General features: G+C 62.0%; 20 protein-coding genes. 7 read left to right on the top strand and 13 right to left on the bottom strand.

Annotated elements, in window-relative coordinates; genetic code table 11:
- Positions 1-99: 99 nt before the first annotated feature.
- Positions 100-1,275 carry a 23S rRNA (adenine(2503)-C(2))-methyltransferase RlmN gene (rlmN, locus tag R3C98_RS02420; RefSeq protein ID WP_371312523.1) on the bottom strand — a complete coding sequence of 392 codons (1,176 nt, stop codon included), beginning with the start codon at positions 1,273-1,275 and terminating at the stop codon, positions 100-102.
- Between the two features lie 171 nt (positions 1,276-1,446).
- Here rlmN and R3C98_RS02415 point away from each other — a divergent pair, with 171 nt between their 5' ends.
- Complete coding sequence (locus R3C98_RS02415) at positions 1,447-2,076, top strand: OmpA family protein (RefSeq protein ID WP_371312522.1); 630 nt, start codon at positions 1,447-1,449, stop codon at positions 2,074-2,076.
- 154 nt (positions 2,077-2,230) lie between these two features.
- Positions 2,231-2,860, top strand: coding sequence for a 1-acyl-sn-glycerol-3-phosphate acyltransferase (locus R3C98_RS02410; RefSeq protein ID WP_371312521.1), 630 nt, complete (start codon positions 2,231-2,233; stop codon positions 2,858-2,860).
- A gap of 4 nt (positions 2,861-2,864) precedes the next feature.
- Here R3C98_RS02410 and R3C98_RS02405 read toward each other — a convergent pair whose 3' ends face one another.
- The 4 genes from R3C98_RS02405 to R3C98_RS02390 form a co-directional block, all read right to left on the bottom strand.
- Entirely contained in the window at positions 2,865-3,386 is a 522-nt protein-coding gene (locus R3C98_RS02405) for an invasion associated locus B family protein (protein WP_371312520.1), read from the bottom strand.
- A 195-nt stretch (positions 3,387-3,581) separates the two neighbouring features.
- A complete protein-coding gene (locus R3C98_RS02400; RefSeq protein WP_371312519.1) occupies positions 3,582-4,082 on the bottom strand; it encodes an RNA methyltransferase in 501 nt (166 codons plus the stop codon).
- A gap of 4 nt (positions 4,083-4,086) precedes the next feature.
- Positions 4,087-4,407, bottom strand: coding sequence for a hypothetical protein (locus R3C98_RS02395; RefSeq protein WP_371312518.1), 321 nt, complete (start codon positions 4,405-4,407; stop codon positions 4,087-4,089).
- Complete coding sequence (locus R3C98_RS02390; protein ID WP_371312517.1) at positions 4,404-5,273, bottom strand: isoaspartyl peptidase/L-asparaginase family protein; 870 nt, start codon at positions 5,271-5,273, stop codon at positions 4,404-4,406. The genes R3C98_RS02395 and R3C98_RS02390 overlap by 4 nt, the downstream gene beginning before the upstream one ends.
- A 96-nt stretch (positions 5,274-5,369) precedes the next feature.
- Here R3C98_RS02390 and R3C98_RS02385 point away from each other — a divergent pair, with 96 nt between their 5' ends.
- On the top strand, positions 5,370-6,362 hold the full coding sequence (locus tag R3C98_RS02385) for an NADPH:quinone oxidoreductase family protein (RefSeq protein ID WP_371312516.1): 993 nt from the start codon (positions 5,370-5,372) through the stop codon (positions 6,360-6,362).
- Positions 6,363-6,438: 76 nt separating this feature from the next.
- Here the strand turns inward: R3C98_RS02385 and dnaK are convergent, their stop codons facing one another.
- Positions 6,439-8,346 (bottom strand): molecular chaperone DnaK, encoded by a 1,908-nt coding sequence (gene dnaK, locus R3C98_RS02380; protein WP_371312515.1) that lies wholly within the window; start codon positions 8,344-8,346, stop codon positions 6,439-6,441.
- A gap of 362 nt (positions 8,347-8,708) precedes the next feature.
- Here dnaK and R3C98_RS02375 point away from each other — a divergent pair, with 362 nt between their 5' ends.
- The gene (locus R3C98_RS02375; protein WP_371312514.1) at positions 8,709-8,936 is read left to right on the top strand and encodes a DUF2061 domain-containing protein; all 228 of its coding nucleotides are present in this window, start codon (positions 8,709-8,711) and stop codon (positions 8,934-8,936) included.
- Between the two features lie 10 nt (positions 8,937-8,946).
- Here the strand turns inward: R3C98_RS02375 and R3C98_RS02370 are convergent, their stop codons facing one another.
- The 3 genes from R3C98_RS02370 to R3C98_RS02360 all read right to left on the bottom strand — a co-directional run bounded on the left by R3C98_RS02370 (position 8,947) and on the right by R3C98_RS02360 (position 12,317).
- The gene (locus tag R3C98_RS02370) at positions 8,947-9,507 is read right to left on the bottom strand and encodes a nucleotide exchange factor GrpE (RefSeq protein WP_371312513.1); all 561 of its coding nucleotides are present in this window, start codon (positions 9,505-9,507) and stop codon (positions 8,947-8,949) included.
- The gene (gene hrcA, locus R3C98_RS02365) at positions 9,504-10,562 is read right to left on the bottom strand and encodes a heat-inducible transcriptional repressor HrcA (protein ID WP_371312512.1); all 1,059 of its coding nucleotides are present in this window, start codon (positions 10,560-10,562) and stop codon (positions 9,504-9,506) included. Before hrcA ends, R3C98_RS02370 begins: the two co-directional genes overlap by 4 nt.
- A gap of 84 nt (positions 10,563-10,646) precedes the next feature.
- Positions 10,647-12,317, bottom strand: coding sequence for a formate--tetrahydrofolate ligase (locus R3C98_RS02360; RefSeq protein WP_371312511.1), 1,671 nt, complete (start codon positions 12,315-12,317; stop codon positions 10,647-10,649).
- Between the two features lie 89 nt (positions 12,318-12,406).
- On the opposite strand from R3C98_RS02360, the gene rph reads away from it, so the two are divergent.
- Positions 12,407-13,132 carry a ribonuclease PH gene (rph, locus tag R3C98_RS02355; RefSeq protein WP_371312510.1) on the top strand — a complete coding sequence of 242 codons (726 nt, stop codon included), beginning with the start codon at positions 12,407-12,409 and terminating at the stop codon, positions 13,130-13,132.
- Positions 13,133-13,142: 10 nt separating this feature from the next.
- Here rph and R3C98_RS02350 read toward each other — a convergent pair whose 3' ends face one another.
- From R3C98_RS02350 to R3C98_RS02340, 3 genes are read right to left on the bottom strand one after another with little or no spacing between them, the layout of a single operon-like run.
- Positions 13,143-13,520, bottom strand: coding sequence for a hypothetical protein (locus R3C98_RS02350; protein ID WP_371312509.1), 378 nt, complete (start codon positions 13,518-13,520; stop codon positions 13,143-13,145).
- 28 nt (positions 13,521-13,548) lie between these two features.
- A complete protein-coding gene (locus R3C98_RS02345) occupies positions 13,549-13,788 on the bottom strand; it encodes a helix-turn-helix domain-containing protein (RefSeq protein ID WP_371312508.1) in 240 nt (79 codons plus the stop codon).
- Between the two features lie 9 nt (positions 13,789-13,797).
- Entirely contained in the window at positions 13,798-14,319 is a 522-nt protein-coding gene (locus tag R3C98_RS02340) for a DUF2975 domain-containing protein (protein WP_371312507.1), read from the bottom strand.
- A gap of 134 nt (positions 14,320-14,453) precedes the next feature.
- Here R3C98_RS02340 and rdgB point away from each other — a divergent pair, with 134 nt between their 5' ends.
- Together rdgB and hemW are read left to right on the top strand one after the other, a co-directional pair.
- Positions 14,454-15,059 carry an RdgB/HAM1 family non-canonical purine NTP pyrophosphatase gene (gene rdgB / locus R3C98_RS02335; RefSeq protein WP_371312505.1) on the top strand — a complete coding sequence of 202 codons (606 nt, stop codon included), beginning with the start codon at positions 14,454-14,456 and terminating at the stop codon, positions 15,057-15,059.
- Positions 15,056-16,231 (top strand): radical SAM family heme chaperone HemW, encoded by a 1,176-nt coding sequence (gene hemW / locus R3C98_RS02330; RefSeq protein WP_371312504.1) that lies wholly within the window; start codon positions 15,056-15,058, stop codon positions 16,229-16,231. The genes rdgB and hemW overlap by 4 nt, the downstream gene beginning before the upstream one ends.
- A 7-nt stretch (positions 16,232-16,238) precedes the next feature.
- Here the strand turns inward: hemW and R3C98_RS02325 are convergent, their stop codons facing one another.
- On the bottom strand, positions 16,239-16,826 hold the full coding sequence (locus tag R3C98_RS02325; RefSeq protein ID WP_371312503.1) for a thymidine kinase: 588 nt from the start codon (positions 16,824-16,826) through the stop codon (positions 16,239-16,241).
- Positions 16,827-16,833: the final 7 nt, after the last annotated feature.

The following is a 16,833-nucleotide window of genomic DNA, read 5'->3' as shown; positions in this document are numbered from 1 at the left end:
CCCACCGCGTTCTGTTGACCGGATTTCCGGGAACAGATTGGCGGATCTGGATTAAGCTGGGGTCAGCAATCCGGATGAATTGATTTATTCACGGCAGGCTTACGTTAAGCTTTGCCCTGAGCTGCCGGCTTCCAGCGCTTCACGGCGCTTTTCGGCAGCCGATTTCTTGACGCTTTCGGAGCGTAGTTGTCCGCAGGCGGCAAGGATGTCGCGGCCGCGCGGCGTACGGATCGGGCTGGCATAGCCGGCCCGGTTCAACACTTCGGCAAATTCCTCGATCGTCTCCCAGTCGGAGCATTCATAAGGGCTGCCCGGCCAGGGGTTGAACGGGATCAGGTTGATCTTCGCCGGCACACCCTTCAGCAAGCGGACAAGGTCACGCGCTTCGGCCAGCGTGTCGTTGACGCCCTTCAGCATCACATACTCGAATGTCACACGTTTGGAGTTGCTGAGGTCCGGATAGGCGCGGATCGCTTCGAACAGGGTCTGCAAATCGTATTTGCGATTGATCGGCACGATCTCGTTGCGCAGGTCGTCATTCGTCGAGTGCAGCGAGATGGCGAGCGCCGCATTGGTGCGGTGGCCAAGCTCCGGGATCTTCGGTGCAACACCTGCGGTCGAGACCGTGATGCGGCGCCGCCCGATGGCGATGCCGTCGCCGTCAGAGATCGTGTCGATCGCTTCAGCGACATTGTCGAGATTGTAGAGCGGCTCGCCCATGCCCATGAAGACGATATTGGTCAGGCGGCGGTTTTCCGTCGATGTCGGCCATTCGCCCAATTCGTCCCGCGCGATCAGAACCTGTGCAACAATTTCCTGTGCCGTCAGGTTGCGGACGAGTTTCTGCGTGCCCGTATGGCAGAAGGTGCAATTCAGCGTACAGCCCACCTGGCTTGAAACGCAGAGCGCGCCGGCCTTGCCGACGTCCGGAATGAAGACGCTTTCGCCCTCGATGCCGGGTCCGAACCGGGTCAGCCATTTCTGGGTCCCGTCACGGCTTACCTGATGATCGGCGATTTCCGGGCGGGTCAGGATGTAACGCTCCGCCAACTGGGCCCGCAGCTCTTTCGCGACATCGGTCATGTCGGCGAAATCCTGTGTGCCGAAATGGTGGATCCAGCGGCGCAGCTGCTTTGCACGCATGCCGGATTTCTTCGGATCGACGCCCATCGCCTCCATCTCCGCCTTCAGCGCAGAGAGGCTCAGCCCGGCCAGGGACGGCGGGACAGCAGGCGCCGCATCAGGGCGGCGGGAGAGGTCCAGTTCGATCTTCATTTCGCGGGGCCTATATCACGGTTGGGTGACAGGCGGAAACCACCAGCACACCTATGGTTCACAAGGAGTTCATGTGCCCGCCCTCAAAAAGCCATCAGCGGAACATATGTCTCCGCCGCGCGTAGATACGCGTCCCGATAAGTGGGCTGATCCAGATATGGAGCTGATATTATGAAACGTCTCGCCATTGCCGTCTGTGCTGTCTCAATGCTCGCCGCCTGTGCGGAAGGGCCCAGCCGCAACGTTTGGACCGGCGCTGCCGCCGGCGCGATCCTCGGAGCCGGAGCCGGTACGCTCGCGGGCGGGGACGACGGCCGCAATGCTGCAATCGGTGCAGCAGTGGGCGCCATCGCCGGCGCTGCCGTCGGTGATTACATGGACAAGCAGGAACGCGCCCTGCGCGAACAGACCGCCGGCACCGGAATCGGTGTTGAGCGCCAGGGCGACCAGATTGCCCTAACCATGCCGTCCAGCATCACCTTCGATTTCGACAGCGCCACGATCAAGCCAGACTTCTATGCGACGCTGAACGATGTCACTTCAACTCTGGTTGAGTATCCATCGACGGCCGTCGATGTGGTCGGCTACGCCTCTTCGGAAGGCAAGGCTGAATATAATCTCGATCTGTCGAAGCGCCGCGCAGTCTCGGTCCAGAATTACCTGATCGGTCAGGGCGTCGCCCCGGTCCGCCTCAAGGCGACCGGCATGGGCATTGCCAATCCAATTGCAGACAATTCGACCGAGGAAGGCCGGCGTGCCAACCGCCGCGTTGAGATCATCCTGACGCCAGTCACATCCTAGGGCAGCAACTGAGCTGCCGCACCCTGCAGAGGGTGTGGGAACACAGAAGGGCCAGCCGGTTGCTTCCGGCTGGCCTTTTTCTTTGGCGACCGATGACAACCGGCGCGACTTCTGTGTCCGGAACGCCTATAAGCCGGGGGGAGGGGGGACTGTCATGAAGAAGGAAAGTGCCCCTGTGCAGCATGCGCGCGGAACATTCGGCCTGTCCGGCCCGTCTCGCGGCGCTTTCTCCGAAGGGGTCCGCGGCCTTTCCTGGCTGTTCCTGAAAGCCGCTGGCTGGCATGTCGCAACCGACTGGCCGGGTGTCACGAAGTCGGTCGTGATCGCAGCGCCGCACACATCCAATCTGGATGGCCTTCTGATGCTCGCCATCGCCGGCTGGTACCGGCAGAAGCTCAGCTGGATGGGAAAGGCTTCGCTTGTCTCCGGCCCGTTCGGCGGATTGGTGCGCCGGGCCGGGTGCGTCCCGGTCGACCGGTCGAAATCCAGCGATGTCGTTGCCCAGATGCGCGAGGCTTTCGACGCGGCAGACTCCCTGCATCTCGCGATTTCGCCGGAAGGCACGCGCAAGGCCAATGCCGACTGGAAAACCGGCTTCTGGCATATTGCGAAGTCAGCGGATGTGCCGATGCTGATTGCGGTGCTGGATTTCGGGACGAAGGAAATGCGCTTTGAAGGCCCGATGATGACTGGCGGCGACATCGACGCCGACATGGCCAAGATCGTCTCGCACTATCGCGAGGCTGAAGGGAAACATCCGGAGAAATTCGTCCTGCCGGACTGACGCCTCAGCGGCAGGTAGCGGCAGCCTTGTCGATGGCGGCAGCAGACCCGCTCAGCGAGAAGTGATAGGCGACCTGCGTGTTGCGCGCCGAAACGGCCTGAACGCGCAGTTCCGATCCTTTCTTCAGTGCCGTGACAATGCGGGAATCATCTGAATCATCGGCAAAAGCTTCGCGGCCCACGGCGAAGAGCGTCCAGCTGGACCGTCCGACCTGTGCCTTGGGGGCCATGTCCTCACGGAGGTTATAGCCGACCTTGAGGCTCGGCTGGTTACGAGCCCGGCTGGATTTCCAACTCGTCACATAGAACCAGACATCGCCATGGTCGGCATTCTTCGGCGCCTTGTCGGTGGCCGGGGTTGCCGCGTAGCAGATTGTTTCGCCGCCGGTCGTATCTGTGAAGACCGACCAGTCCTTGTAGCGGCCCACAGCCGCTGGTTCGGCGGAAGCGAGCGGTGCGGCGAGGAGGAATGCGGCGGCCAGCAGGCCCGAAAGGCGGAGACCTGAATAACGAAGGGAAGGGGTCATAAGTGAATGCATCTTCTGTACGATCGTCTCATCCGGTTCGGTTTCTGCCGCCAGTCTAGGTGTCATAGAGTTAAGGCCAAACTTCGGCAAACTGAATGAGACGGGCTTTTGCGGCTGTGTTCGATATGAGCACCTTGCCACAGAAGGTGTGAGCGCCGGATGAACCCCTCTGTTGTGCGGGGTTCAGGGACAGCGTCAGCCCGGCAGCTTGCCATCGCCCGTAACGCCGCCCGGCATGATCGGGCGCGGGGCATAGGCGCCAAGGGCAAGATGGCGGTCATACATGACCAGCGCGCCGGCAAGGCTGAGATTGATGCAGAACTTTGTCGGGATCTTCACGACATGGTCGCAGCGGGCGATCGTTTCCGGTGAAAGGCTCCCGCGTTCGGGCCCCAGAATATAGGCCGCCTGCACAGGGTGGCGGAAGGTCGGCAGCATCACGGCGTCGTCCGTCAGTTCCACGCCGACCAGCTGGCAGCCGCGCGGCAGCTGCATTTCGTCGATCGTGTCGTACTGGTAGTAGGGGATGTGCCCCGCCGTCTTTGATGTATCGGCGGCGTAGGCCGCCCGCAGGCGGTGCTCTGCGTCGATGGAAAAGAAATAGCTCGCGCCGAACGCATTCGCGGTGCGCATCAGCGCGCCGAGGTTCATGGCCTTGGAGATCCGCTCCGACCCGATGGCGAAATAACCGCGCATGGGTTCAGAACGCATTCGCGACAAAGCGCAGGTAAGCGAGGGAGAGCAGAATGGCCATGGGCGCTGTATAGGTCACCCGGCGGGCAAGGCGCAATTGCGCGAGCTGGGCAGGGTAGGTCTCGATCAGCCAGGCGAGGTGCTCGCCCGGCGTGTCGGTCTTGCCGGAGGAGGCAACAGCCACGCGGAAGGCGGGGTCTCGATAGTCGCCGCCGAATTTGTCCGCCAGCGCCCGGCGCAGCGAGACCGAGATCAGCATCCGCATCTGCGCTGCCCATACCAGGGCGAAACCCGTCACGCCCAGCACGATCCATCCGGCGATCATCATGCGAAGGTCGCCACTTCGAACCGGCCGTCGGCGTCCATCAGGCCGCGCTTCAGGCCGCCGGAATTGGAGCCTGCGATCAGCGTTCCGTCGGCGCCGACCGCGATCATGCCGCCTTCGCCGCCGAGGTGTTTCACATCGTCCAGCGCGCCCTGAACGGCGTCTTCCAGCGACGCACCGCCATAGCGGATGCGGGCGGAGACGTCTGCGGCAGCGGCCGCGCGGATGAAATACTCGCCGAGGCCCGTACAGGAGATGGCGCAGCGCTCATCCGCCCAGGTACCGGCGCCGATCAGGGGCGTATCGCCCACACGGCCGGGCGTCTTGGACTTCACACCGCCCGTAGAGGTGGCGGCGGCGAGGTCGCCATACTGGTCCAGCACGACGGCGCCGACCGTGCCCATGGCCCGGGCCGGCAGCAGGCAACGCTCTTCCACGGGCTGGTAATAGGTGTCCGGGTCGCGCACTTCCGGCAGGCCATATTCGGTCGCCAGCGCCCAGGCGCCTTCGCCTGCGATCAGGACATGCGGCGTACGCTCCATGACGATGCGGGCCGCGGCGATGGGGCTGATAATGCCTGAGAGGGCCGCGACGGCCCCGGCATTGCGTGTGCGCCCGTCCATGATGGCCGCGTCCAGCTCATATCGCCCGTCCGTATTGGGGGCTGCGCCCTTTCCGGCGAGATGCAGGCCGGACTCCTCCAGCGCTGCCACCATGGCCTCCACGACGTCCAGCGCGGCCACGCCTGCGGATAGCCGCTTGCCGCCTTCGCGCAGCAACTCGGCCATGTGTGTCTCTTCGCGTGAATAGTCGCGCCCGAATACCGGTCCGGCGCCGCCATGCAGGGCGATGGCCCATTTCCTCGCCATAGCTGGTAAAACTCCCTTACGTCAGGCTTGGATTATGAAGGCCACACCGCTACCGTCTGGCGCAGCAAACAACAAGACAGGAAGGGAAGCGCGCTCATGAAAGCTGTGCTGTCGAAAGAAGTCGGCGGACCGGAAACTCTGGTCCTCGAAGAGGTGGCGTCGCCGGAATTCGGCAAGAACCAGGTTCTGGTCCGCGTGAAGGCGTGCGGGGTGAACTTCCCGGACTCGCTGATGATCAAGGACATGTACCAGTTCAAACCGCCGCGCCCGTTCAGCCCGGGCGGCGAAGTGGCCGGTTATGTCGAATCGGTCGGGGAAGGGGTCACCCATGTGAAGCCGGGCGACCGCGTGCTCGCGTCCATCGGCAATGGCGGCATGGCGGAACTCGCCGTCGCGGCGGCCCATTCCGTGATGCCCATCCCGGATGACATGCCTTTCGCTGAGGCGGCGGCGTTCATGATGACCTATGGCACGTCCTATTACGCGCTGAAGGACCGGGCGGACCCCAAGAAAGGCGAGAAGCTGCTCGTCCTCGGCGCAGCCGGCGGTGTCGGCATTGCGGCGGTCGAACTGGGCAAGGCCATGGGCCTCGAAGTCATCGCGGCCTGTTCCAGCCAGGAGAAGGTCGATTTCTGCCTCGGCAAGGGCGCAGATAAAGGCCTCGTCTATGCCCGCGAGCTCGACAAGGACGGCATGAAGGCCTTCTCGAACGACATCAAGGAAATCTCCGGCGGCGGCGTGGACATCATCTATGATGGCGTTGGCGGCAACTATGCCGAACCATCCCTGCGTGCGATGAACTGGGAAGGCCGCTTCCTCGTGATCGGCTTCCCGGCCGGCATCCCGAAGATCCCGCTGAACCTGACCCTCCTGAAAAGCTGCGATATCCGCGGCGTGTTCTGGGGCGCGGCGGTCGCCCGCGATCCGAAGGCGCACGCGCAGAACGTCAAGGAGCTGTTCGAGCTCTACACCGCCGGCAAGATCCGCCCGCACGTCTCCAACACCTATCCGCTGGAGAAGTCGGCCGATGCCATCCTTGAGCTGACGGAACGCCGCGCCCAGGGCAAAGTCGTCATCGTGATGGACTAAGCCGACACCGGCAGCCAGAAACAAAAAAGCCCGCCGGAGCGATCCGGCGGGCTTTTCTTTTCCGTTATCTGACGGATTACTGTTTGTCGGCGTCGTCGACTTCCTCGAAATCGGCATCGACCACATCGTCGCCATCCGCGGCGGCATCCGCTGCCGCGTCAGCATGGGCCGTGGCCTCCTGCTGGCTGGCATAGATGGCCTCACCAAGTTTCATGGCAGCAGACATAAGGGCCTGATGCTTGGCCTGGATATCTGCGAGGTTCTCCGTTTCGCGAGCTTCCTTCAGCTCACCGACGGCTTTCTCGATCTCGCCTTTGATATCTTCGGAGACCTTGTCGCCATGCTCTTCGAGCTGCTTCTCGGTCTGGTGCACCAGGGCTTCGGCGTGGTTCTTCGCTTCGACCAGTTCGCGGCGGGCCTTGTCGGCACCGGCGTTGGCTTCGGCGTCTGCCATCATGCCCTTGATGTCGTCTTCCGAGAGACCGCCATCGGCCTGGATGGTGATGACCTGCTCCTTGCCGGTGGCCTTGTCCTTGGCGGACACGGACACGATGCCGTTGGCGTCGATGTCGAAGGTCACTTCGATCTGCGGCACGCCGCGCGGGGCCGGCGGGATGCCTTCGAGGTTGAACTGGCCGAGCATCTTGTTGTCTGCAGCCATTTCGCGCTCGCCCTGGAAGACCTTGATCGTCACGGCCGGCTGGTTGTCGTCAGCGGTCGAGAAGACCTGGGACTTCTTGGTCGGGATCGTCGTGTTACGGTCGATCAGGCGGGTGAACACACCGCCGAGGGTTTCGATGCCCAGCGACAGCGGGGTCACGTCGAGAAGGACAACATCCTTCACGTCGCCCTGCAGGACGCCGCCCTGGATCGCGGCGCCGATGGCAACCACTTCATCCGGGTTCACACCTTTGTGGGGTTCACGGCCGAAGAATTTCTTCACCGCTTCCTGCACAGCCGGCATACGGGTCATGCCGCCGACCAGAACAACTTCGTCGATTTCGGAAGGCGTTTTGCCGGCATCCTTGAGAGCCTTGTCGCACGGCGCAATAGTGCGCTTCACGAGGTCTTCGACCAGGCTTTCGAACTTGGCGCGCGTCAGCTTGATGTTGAGGTGCTTCGGACCGGTTGCGTCAGCCGTGATGAAGGGCAGGTTCACTTCGTATTGCGAAGCGGACGAAAGCTCCTTCTTGGCCTTCTCGGCTTCTTCCTTCAGACGCTGGAGGGCCAGCTTGTCAGTCTTCAGGTCGATGCCCTGATCCTTTTTGAACTCTTCGGCGAGGAAGTCGACAATGCGAAGGTCGAAGTCTTCACCGCCGAGGAAGGTGTCGCCATTGGTCGAAAGAACTTCGAACACGCCGTCGCCGATTTCGAGCAGCGAGACGTCGAACGTACCACCGCCAAGGTCGTAGACGGCGATCGTCTTGTTCTCGCCCTTGTCGAGACCGTAGGCGAGGGCGGCTGCCGTCGGCTCGTTGATGATGCGCAGCACTTCGAGGCCGGCAATCTTGCCGGCGTCTTTCGTGGCCTGACGCTGGGCGTCGTTGAAGTAGGCCGGAACCGTGATGACGGCCTGGGTCACTTCAGCGCCCAGATAGGCTTCTGCGGTTTCCTTCATCTTGGTGAGGATGAAGGCGGAAACTTCCTGCGGGGCGTAGTCCTTGTCGCGGCCTTTGACCCATGCGTCGCCATTCGGGCCCTTGACGATCTCGAAGGGCGAGATGGCCTTGTCCTTCTGCGCGGTCGGGTCGTCGAACTGACGGCCGATCAGGCGCTTGATGGCGTAGAAAGTGAAGTCGGGGTTGGTCACGGCCTGACGGCGTGCCGGCATGCCGATGAGGCGTTCACCACCTTCGGTGAAGGCAACCACGGACGGGGTCGTGCGCGCGCCTTCTGCGTTCTCGATGACCTTCGCCTGGCCGCCTTCCATGACGGCAACGCAGGAGTTTGTGGTCCCGAGGTCGATACCAATAATCTTGCTCATACTATGTCTCTCTCTCCTTTAGCCGCCACCTGCCCCGTTCGCGCGGTCTGCTCAGCAGCCCCGCAAGGCAGATAGCTCTGCAAGTGACGTTTTGAGTAGGCGAATGGAGGGTTTGAACCTGTTCGCCCTTTCGGTCTGGGATATGGGGAAATTTCGACGCGTCACAAGAGGCCTGCGACGCCTTTTCCATGTCTGGCTGCGGATTGCGTCCATAGATCGCGCCTATGGCAGCGTCTTGCAGGATTTATTTGAGAGTCATTCGCATTTGGGCCAGATTGAAAGGAAGAACAGGCGGTCTTCATGGTCTTTAAATGGTCTGTTCATGGTGTTCTTCATGGTCTGGAGCGGGAGTTATCCAATAGATGTCGTTTCATGCATGCAAGACGATGACCTACAGCCTCATGCACCTCACTGTGGCGATGACAGTGGCCTTCATCCTGACCGGCAGCTGGCACGCCGCGCTGGCCATCGGCCTGATCGAACCGCTGGTGCAGACAGCCGCCTACACGCTGCACGAACGCGCCTGGGTCCGCGCCGAGCCGCCAACGGCGACATCCCGCGCAGGGACGATGCTTCCGGAGTCTGTCTGAAAATCGGGACCTAGTTCGTCGAGCCTGCGCTGACGGCGACCATCGCGGCGCGGAGGACGCGGTCGCCGATCTTCCAGCCGGTCTGGAACACGTCATGGATCGTGCCGGGCGCCTGCGGGGAGGGCACGTTCGCCACGGCCTGGTGCAGGTTTGGGTCGAAGGCATCGCCGGGCAGGGCGGCGATCACGGTGACGCCGTTACGGGAGAGCGCGGTGTGCAGCTCTTTTTCGGTCATCTCGATGCCGCCCAGCAAATTCTTGCCAGCTTCCGAAAGGGCATCGCGATCGCCATCCGGCAGGGCGGCGAGGGCCCTGGCAAGGTTGTCGGAGACGCTGAGCAGGTCAGCGGCGAACTTCTCGATCGCGTAGACGCGCGCGTCGGCGACCTCTTTCTGGGCGCGCTTGCGCGTGTTTTCGAGGTCAGCCAGCGTGCGCAGCAGCTGGCCGCGCATCTCTTCCTTATCCGCTTCGAGGCGGAGGATCGTATCTTCCGGCGTCGCCTCTGCCGGGGCAGCGCTTTCCGGCGTTCCGACAGATTCGGTGTCTTCAGTCTTCGCTTCGTCGCTCATCATTTTCCGTCCTTGGCGCGGCGGCGGGAAAGGATCTCGCCCACGACCTTCGCTGTATAGTCTACCATCGGGATCACCCTTGCATAATTCAGCCGCGTCGGCCCAATCACGCCAAGGGCGCCGATGACCTGTTTTCCGCCACCCATATAGGGCGCCACGATCACACTTGAACCTGATAGCGGGAAAAGCTGGTTTTCGGAGCCGATGAAGAGTCGCACCCCGCCGGCTTCCCGTGTTGTATCAAGGATATCCAGCACGTTCTGCTGGCGCTCCAGTTCATTGAACAGCTGGCGGACCCGGTCGAGGTCCTCTGCGGCCTTGGCGTCTTCCAGCAGGTTCGCGCGGCCCCGCACGATCAGCGAGCGGCCCCGGCCGGGCGTTTCGCCGCTCCATTGGGCGAGGCCCTGTTCGACAAGGCCGGCGGCGGTCACGTCCAGCTGCGCCCGGCGGGAACTCAGCTCCTCGCGCACATCCTGCGCCGCTTCGGCGAGCGTGCGGCCCTTCATGCGGGTGGAGAGGTAGTTGCCCGCTTCGATGAGGGTTGTCGAAGGCAGGCCTTCCGGCACCTGGATGAAGCGGTTTTCGACATCGCCATCTTCGGTCAGCAGGATGCAGATCGCATCACGCGGACCGAGCGGCAGGAATTCGACATGGCGGACAGCAGCATCGCGCTTCGGCGAAGAGACGAGGCCCGCGCCGCCCGCAAGGCCTGAAAGAATATCGGAGGCTTCAGAGAGGACATTCTCGAAGTCGGCTCCGGCAGATTTCAGGCGGTCGTCGATGGCCTGACGATCGGTCCGGGCGGGTTCTCCGATTTCAAGGAAGCCATCCACGAACAGGCGCAGGCCCATATGGGTGGGCGCGCGTCCGGCCGAGATGTGCGGGGCGTCCAGCAGGCCGAGGTCTGTCAGGTCCGCCATCACGTTCCGGATCGAGGCGGGGGAGAGGGCGATACTGCCTTTGGACAAGGTGCGCGAGCCGACAGGCTCTCCGGTCGCCAGATAACCCTCGACGATCTCGCGGAAAATGTCCCGCGAGCGCTGGTCGAGGCGCTGCATCAGCGATTGTGTGTCCGGATGCGGTTGCATACGAAAATGGATAGGGGGCCGGTGGCCTGCATTCAATAGGCTTCACACCGTCAGCTAGTACAGGCCTTCGATTTCCCCGTCGGCATTGAGGGAGATCCCCTCGGCCGCAGGATGCCGGGGCAGTCCGGGCATCGTCATGATGTCCCCGCAGATCCCGACAACGAAACCGGCGCCTGCCGACAGGCGCACCTCCCGCAACTGCAGGACGTGTTTTTCCGGCGCGCCGACCAGTTTTGGATTGGTGGAGAAGCTGTACTGCGTCTTTGCCATACAGACCGGCAAGCGGCCAAATCCGGCTTCTTCCATTCGCCGCAGCGCGGCACGGACATTGTCGGACGCTTCGACCCGCTCGGCGCGATAGATCTCGCGGGCCACGGTTTCGATCTTTTCCAGCAGCGGGGCTTCGTCCCGGTAGAGCAAACTGAACTCTGCCGGCCTGGTGTCGATTGTGTCGACGACTTTTCGGGCCAGGTCTTCCGCGCCCCGTCCGCCCTCGGCCCAGTGGGTACACACCGACACCGGCACGCCAAGGCCGTGGCAATAGGCTTCGACCGCCGCCAGCTCGCTGGACGTATCGGACGTGAACCGGTTGATGGCCACAATGACGGGCACACCGAATTTCTGGAGGTTCTCGATGTGGCGTCCGAGATTCGCCATCCCCGCCTCGAGTGCACCATAGCCGACCGAAGCAGACTCCTTGAGCGACAGGCCGCCATGCATTTTCAAGGCACGGACGGTTGCCACCAGCACGGCTGCGGATGGGGCCAGCCCCGCCTGGCGGCACTTGATGTTGAAGAATTTCTCTGCGCCGAGGTCTGCTCCGAAGCCGGCTTCGGTGACGACATAGTCCGACATTTTCAGCGCGGCTTTTGTTGCGATCACGGAGTTGCAGCCATGCGCGATGTTCGCGAACGGTCCGCCATGGATCAGAACAGGATTGTTCTCCAGCGTCTGCACGATATTCGGCAGCAGGGCATCACGCAGCAGCGCCATGATCGCGCCGACCGCGCCGATATCCTTCGCTGTCACCGGTACACGTCCGCGCTTGTAGCCAACCACGATCCGTTCCAGCCGTTCCTGCATATCCTGCGCGTCTTTGGCGAGGCAGAGAATGGCCATGATTTCCGAGGCGACTGTAATGTCGAAACCGGACTCCATCGGCGCGCCATTGCCCGAGCCGCCAAGGCCTGTCACGACCTGGCGCAGGTTGCGGTCGTTCATGTCCAGCACGCGGCGCCAGGCGACACGCGTTGGCTCCAGTCCGGTCTCTGCGCCCCAGTGCAGATGATTGTCGATCAACGCTGCCAGCAGGTTGTGCGCAGATGTGATGGCGTGAAAGTCGCCGGTGAAGTGAAGGTTGATGTCGTCCATCGGGACGACCTGCGCCCGGCCGCCGCCTGTTGCGCCACCCTTCATGCCGAAACAGGGACCGAGCGACGGCTCGCGCAGGCAGAGCAGGGCGTTCTTTTCCAGGCGCCGCAGGGCATCGGCAAGGCCGATTGATGTCGTGGTCTTGCCTTCTCCTGCCGGGGTCGGGTTGATTGCCGTTACGAGGATGAGCTTGCCATCCTTTTTCTGCTTCAGGCTGGCCAGGTAGTGGCTACCGATTTTTGCCTTGTCGTTCCCGTATGGAATCAGATCCTGGGCATCCACGCCAAGCAGCTTGCCGACCTGATCGATCGGCATTTTCCTGGCGCCCCGCGCAATCGTGATGTCGCTGGTCATGAACCCCGCTTTCTGTTCCCTAGGCGATCCGGTGTAGACAGGTGCGGCAAAACCCGCAATCAGGCGTGGCACCAAACAGGAGGTCCCCAATGAGCCAGCTTGTCCGCCCGTCAGGCCGCCCTTTTGACCAGTTGCGGGAGATTGTCCTTGAGACCGAAGTGACCCGTTATGCTGAGGGCTCGTGCCTTGCCAAGTTCGGCAACACCCATGTCCTGTGCACGGCCAGCTGGGAAAGCCGGGTGCCGGGTTGGATGAAAGGGCAGGGGCGCGGCTGGGTAACGGCGGAGTACGGCATGCTGCCGCGGGCGACACATACACGTGGCCGGCGTGAGGCTGCAGCCGGCAAGCAGTCCGGCCGGACTCAGGAGATCCAGCGCCTGATCGGCCGCTCGCTGCGTTCGGTCTGCGATCTGGCTGCACTTGGCGAGAACCAGATCACGATCGACTGCGATGTGCTTCAGGCCGATGGCGGCACACGGACAGCCTCAATTACCGGCGGCTTTGTCGCGCTGTCGCTCGCTTGCAAATATCTCGTCGATGAGGGCGTGATCCCGGCCAACCCGATCATGAAACAGGCCGCGGCCATCTCTGTCGGCGTCTTTCAGGACCATCCCGTTCTGGACGTGGATTATCCGGAAGACTCTGCAGGTGAGGCCGACATGAATGTCGTCATGAGTTCGGACGGCGGTTTCATCGAAGTGCAGGGTACGGGCGAAGAGCGTCCGCTGACGCGTGCCGAACTGGATGAAATGCTCCGACTTGCGGAAAAGGGCTGTAACGAACTCTTTGCCGCCCAGCGGGCTGCGCTCGCTTGAGCCAGATCGATCAGTAGCGGCGCTTCGGCCCGCCCAGCATGTCACCGACCGTACGGACAGTAGCCGCAGCGACCTGCATCGGGGTTGGCTTGCGGCGGTGGGCATGGCGGACGAAATGGCCGCAATTGGACCCGAACAAGTCGTAGTCCTTGCCGAGATGACGCCGGGCGCGCAGCTCGACATGATAGCCATCGAGATCGCTGTAGCGGTCGTGCAGGCGTACATCACGTCCGGCGGCAAAGGCTTCGAAACTTTGTTCGACCACGCCGCCATGAAGGCGAGAATTGCAGATCACGGTTCCGCGTGAGGTGACGACGCCATAATGGCGGAGGACGCCGCCGAACCGGATCGAGACGACATCGCCGGAGGTGAACAGGTCATTCTGCATGAAGGCCTCCTTTCGCAAAGGTCCGCGTCTATTCCGCCGCCACGCGTTCGGCAGCGCCGTCATCTTCCGTATCGAAGATGAGGATGTCGCCCGGCTGGCAGCCGAGTTCGCGGCAAAGGGCCTCCAACGTGGAGAAGCGGATGGCTTTCGCCTTGCCGGTCTTGAGGATGGACAGATTGGCTAGGGTCACGCCGACGCGTTCCGACAGTTCCGTCAGGGACATGCGGCGGTCTAGCAGGACACGATCGAGGGTCACGCGAATGGACATGGGGCCCTCCTATATGGTCATTTTTTCTTCATCGCGAAGGCGGGTGCCTTCCCGGAAGACCTGACTGAGAATGAAAAGGGCGGCGACGGACGCCCAGGCGATGAGGTCTACGGAAAATTCAAGCGATGTACCGGTCACCATCAAACCCACAAATATGGCAATCACGTACCGCATCAACTGAGTGATGGCGATTGCGATTGCGATACGGGTGAGGCGGTCAGCATTGTCAGGCACGAACGGGTCGCCTGCGGCCAGCGTTGCCAGAATCTTGCGCAGCTCGAGGCTCACGAACACAACCGCACAGACGACGACCAGCACGCCGACGAGGCCGGCGGCGAGCTCAGGAACGGAGATATCGTGATCGTCGACCTTGATGGCGCCGATACTGATGGGTGAACCGGAGAGCATCGAAACGAGTTCGATGCCACCCGCCAGGAGAACGATGGCGCCAATGGCAGCCGTCATCCACATGACGACAGTGACGAGGACTGTCATGATCGCCGCCATCGAATTGCGCGTTTTGCCTGTCATGCCTTCTTCTCTTCATCCTTTCCGCTGGATGATCTATGCCGGGTCGAGCGTTGCTTCCGTGCAAGCTCTTACCGAATAACGATATAGGTATTTGTGACGAAAGCAAGAATGGAACCATTTCAGAAGGGCGAAATATGACACATCGCACCCTCGCCTCCGGCAAGTTGATTGCCGCCACTCACAACAAGGGAAAAGTGAGTGAACTCAAGGACTTGTTTGAGCCCTTAGGGCTCAAAGTCGTCTCTGCAATTGACCTGGATCTGGCTGAGCCGGAAGAAACTGAAAGCAGTTTCACGGGGAATGCGCTGCTGAAAGCGCGCGCCGCGGCGGCTGAAACAGGCGCGCCGGCGCTTTCGGACGATTCCGGATTGTCGGTCACACTGCTGGATGGGGCGCCCGGAATCTATTCGGCCAGGTGGGCGGGCGAGCCACGAGATTTCGGTGTCGCCATGGCCCGGGTGGAGCAGGAACTGCAGGCTGCAGGCAATTCCGACCGGTCTGCCAAGTTCGTCTGCGCGCTCGCCGTGGCGTGGCCGGACGGGCATGAGGAAGTCTTCGAAGGCGAAGTCCATGGGGAACTGGTCTGGCCGCCGAGAGGGGAGAAGGGCTTCGGCTACGATCCGATCTTCGTCGCGGACGGCGAAACCATCACCTTCGGAGAAATGGACCCGGAGCGGAAACATGCGATGAGCCATCGCGCCGACGCATTCCGCAAACTGAAAGCGGCCCTGCTGCCGTGACTGACGAGGCTCTGCAACCTTTCGGTCCGCATTTCGGGTTTGGGCTTTATGTTCACTGGCCATACTGCACCCGCATCTGCCCGTACTGCGATTTTAACGTCTACGCCGCCAAGGATCGTGATCCGTCGCTGCTGGTCGATGCGATCTGTGCCGATATCCGTGAGCACCGCCAACGCATGCCGGAGCATGGCGCGCTCGACTCGGTCTATCTCGGCGGTGGTACGCCCTCACTGCTGGCACCGGCAGATGTGGAACGCATTCTGACGGTGGCAGATGATGTGTTCGGCGTGAAACCGGGCGCGGAAGTCACGTTGGAAGCCAACCCGAATGACGTGATGCGGGCGGACCTTACCGGCCTCCGAAGTGCCGGGGTCAACAGGATATCCGTCGGTGTCCAGTCATTGCGCGATTCCGCGCTGGCCTTCCTCGGGCGCGATCATGATGCCGAGGGTGCACGGGCCAGTGTCGCAAGAGCCATGCGCGTGTTCCCGTCTGTGAGCGTCGATCTGATTTATGCCCGGCCGGACCAGCAGGCGGATGACTGGCAGAGGGAAGTCGAAGACGTCCTCGCTCTCGGCATGCCGCATCTCTCGTTGTATGAACTGACCATCAAGGAAGGCACAGCTTTCGGCCTGGCGGTCGGGCGTGGCCAGATCAATCCGATGTCGGACGATGACCAGGCCGATATGTTCGAATTGACGCAGGACATTCTGGAGAAGGCAGGCCTGCCTGCCTACGAAGTCTCAAATCACGCTATGTCACCGCAGCACCAGTCCGTGCACAATATGATCTACTGGCAGGGTGGCGATTGGATCGGCGCGGGGCCCGGTGCGCATGGCCGGGTGACGGTGAGCGGACACCGGTATGCCTATGAGGCGCATCGGCGCCCTGAAGTCTACATGGCAAACGTGCAAACGCTCGGCTCGGGCTGGGGCGATGCAGAGCGGCTTGATGCAAATGCGATCGCGCAGGAATTGCTAGCCATGGGGCTGCGTCCGGCGAATGGCATTGACGTTGCGCGTATCGAGGCCGTTTCCCGTCGGCCGGTGTCGCGTGAAAAGATAAGCGTGTTCGTGGATCAGGGGTGGGTAACGTTCGACCGGGGTATCCTGTCGCTGACGCCATCCGGCCGTTTGCTGGCTGATGCGCTCACGGCGCAGCTTGCATGCTGATTGACCGCTAGACGGGAGGGAGCCGGCCCATTTTCTCTTCCCAGTGCCTGCGGCAGAGCGAGATATAGGTCGATTTGCCGATGGAGACCTGATCGCCTTCGGTCACGGCTTTTCCGTCCGGCCCCAAACGCGCGACCATGGTCGCCTTGCGTCCGCATTCGCAGATCGTGCGAACTTCACGCAGCGAGTCCGCGATGGCGAGCAGAGCCTCGGAACCTTCAAACAGTTCGCCTCGGAAATCTGTACGAAGGCCGTATGCCAGGACAGGCACATCCAGATGATCGGCCACGCGCGCGAGCTGCCAGGCCTGTTCCTTCGTCAGGAACTGGGCTTCATCCACAAAGATCGCATCAATCCGGTGCTCGGCCTGTCTCTCCCTGACGAGCGAGAAAAGATCCGTTTCGTTTGTGTACAGCGTTGCATCTGCGCTGATGCCGATACGGGACGAAATGTGGCCGGCATCATCGTCCTTGTAGAGGGCGGAGGTGAGCAGGAGGACATCCATCCCCCGCTCACGATAATTGTACGCCGCCTGAAGCAGGATGGTCGATTTCCCCGCATTCATGGCGGCGTAGGAGAAATAGAGCTTGGCCATGTCGGAT

It is taken from the genome of Hyphomonas sp., assembly GCF_041398465.1.
GTDB lineage: Bacteria > Pseudomonadota > Alphaproteobacteria > Caulobacterales > Hyphomonadaceae > Hyphomonas.
The sequence above is the reverse complement of the archived record's forward strand: the minus strand, read 5'-3'. Positions and strand labels throughout refer to the sequence as shown.

Bases quoted from the DNA above. Each gene is read 5' to 3' on its own strand.
- rlmN (WP_371312523.1), bottom strand. From the start codon at position 1,275: ATGAAGATCGAACTGGACCTCTCCCGCCGCCCTGATGCGGCGCCTGCT.
- R3C98_RS02415 (WP_371312522.1), top strand. From the start codon at position 1,447: ATGAAACGTCTCGCCATTGCCGTCTGTGCTGTCTCAATGCTCGCCGCC.
- R3C98_RS02410 (WP_371312521.1), top strand. From the start codon at position 2,231: ATGAAGAAGGAAAGTGCCCCTGTGCAGCATGCGCGCGGAACATTCGGC.
- R3C98_RS02405 (WP_371312520.1), bottom strand. From the start codon at position 3,386: ATGACCCCTTCCCTTCGTTATTCAGGTCTCCGCCTTTCGGGCCTGCTG.
- R3C98_RS02400 (WP_371312519.1), bottom strand. From the start codon at position 4,082: ATGCGCGGTTATTTCGCCATCGGGTCGGAGCGGATCTCCAAGGCCATG.
- R3C98_RS02395 (WP_371312518.1), bottom strand. From the start codon at position 4,407: ATGATGATCGCCGGATGGATCGTGCTGGGCGTGACGGGTTTCGCCCTG.
- R3C98_RS02390 (WP_371312517.1), bottom strand. From the start codon at position 5,273: ATGGCGAGGAAATGGGCCATCGCCCTGCATGGCGGCGCCGGACCGGTA.
- R3C98_RS02385 (WP_371312516.1), top strand. From the start codon at position 5,370: ATGAAAGCTGTGCTGTCGAAAGAAGTCGGCGGACCGGAAACTCTGGTC.
- dnaK (WP_371312515.1), bottom strand. From the start codon at position 8,346: ATGAGCAAGATTATTGGTATCGACCTCGGGACCACAAACTCCTGCGTT.
- R3C98_RS02375 (WP_371312514.1), top strand. From the start codon at position 8,709: ATGTCGTTTCATGCATGCAAGACGATGACCTACAGCCTCATGCACCTC.
- R3C98_RS02370 (WP_371312513.1), bottom strand. From the start codon at position 9,507: ATGATGAGCGACGAAGCGAAGACTGAAGACACCGAATCTGTCGGAACG.
- hrcA (WP_371312512.1), bottom strand. From the start codon at position 10,562: ATGCAGCGCCTCGACCAGCGCTCGCGGGACATTTTCCGCGAGATCGTC.
- R3C98_RS02360 (WP_371312511.1), bottom strand. From the start codon at position 12,317: ATGACCAGCGACATCACGATTGCGCGGGGCGCCAGGAAAATGCCGATC.
- rph (WP_371312510.1), top strand. From the start codon at position 12,407: ATGAGCCAGCTTGTCCGCCCGTCAGGCCGCCCTTTTGACCAGTTGCGG.
- R3C98_RS02350 (WP_371312509.1), bottom strand. From the start codon at position 13,520: ATGCAGAATGACCTGTTCACCTCCGGCGATGTCGTCTCGATCCGGTTC.
- R3C98_RS02345 (WP_371312508.1), bottom strand. From the start codon at position 13,788: ATGTCCATTCGCGTGACCCTCGATCGTGTCCTGCTAGACCGCCGCATG.
- R3C98_RS02340 (WP_371312507.1), bottom strand. From the start codon at position 14,319: ATGACAGGCAAAACGCGCAATTCGATGGCGGCGATCATGACAGTCCTC.
- rdgB (WP_371312505.1), top strand. From the start codon at position 14,454: ATGACACATCGCACCCTCGCCTCCGGCAAGTTGATTGCCGCCACTCAC.
- R3C98_RS02325 (WP_371312503.1), bottom strand. From the start codon at position 16,826: ATGGCCAAGCTCTATTTCTCCTACGCCGCCATGAATGCGGGGAAATCG.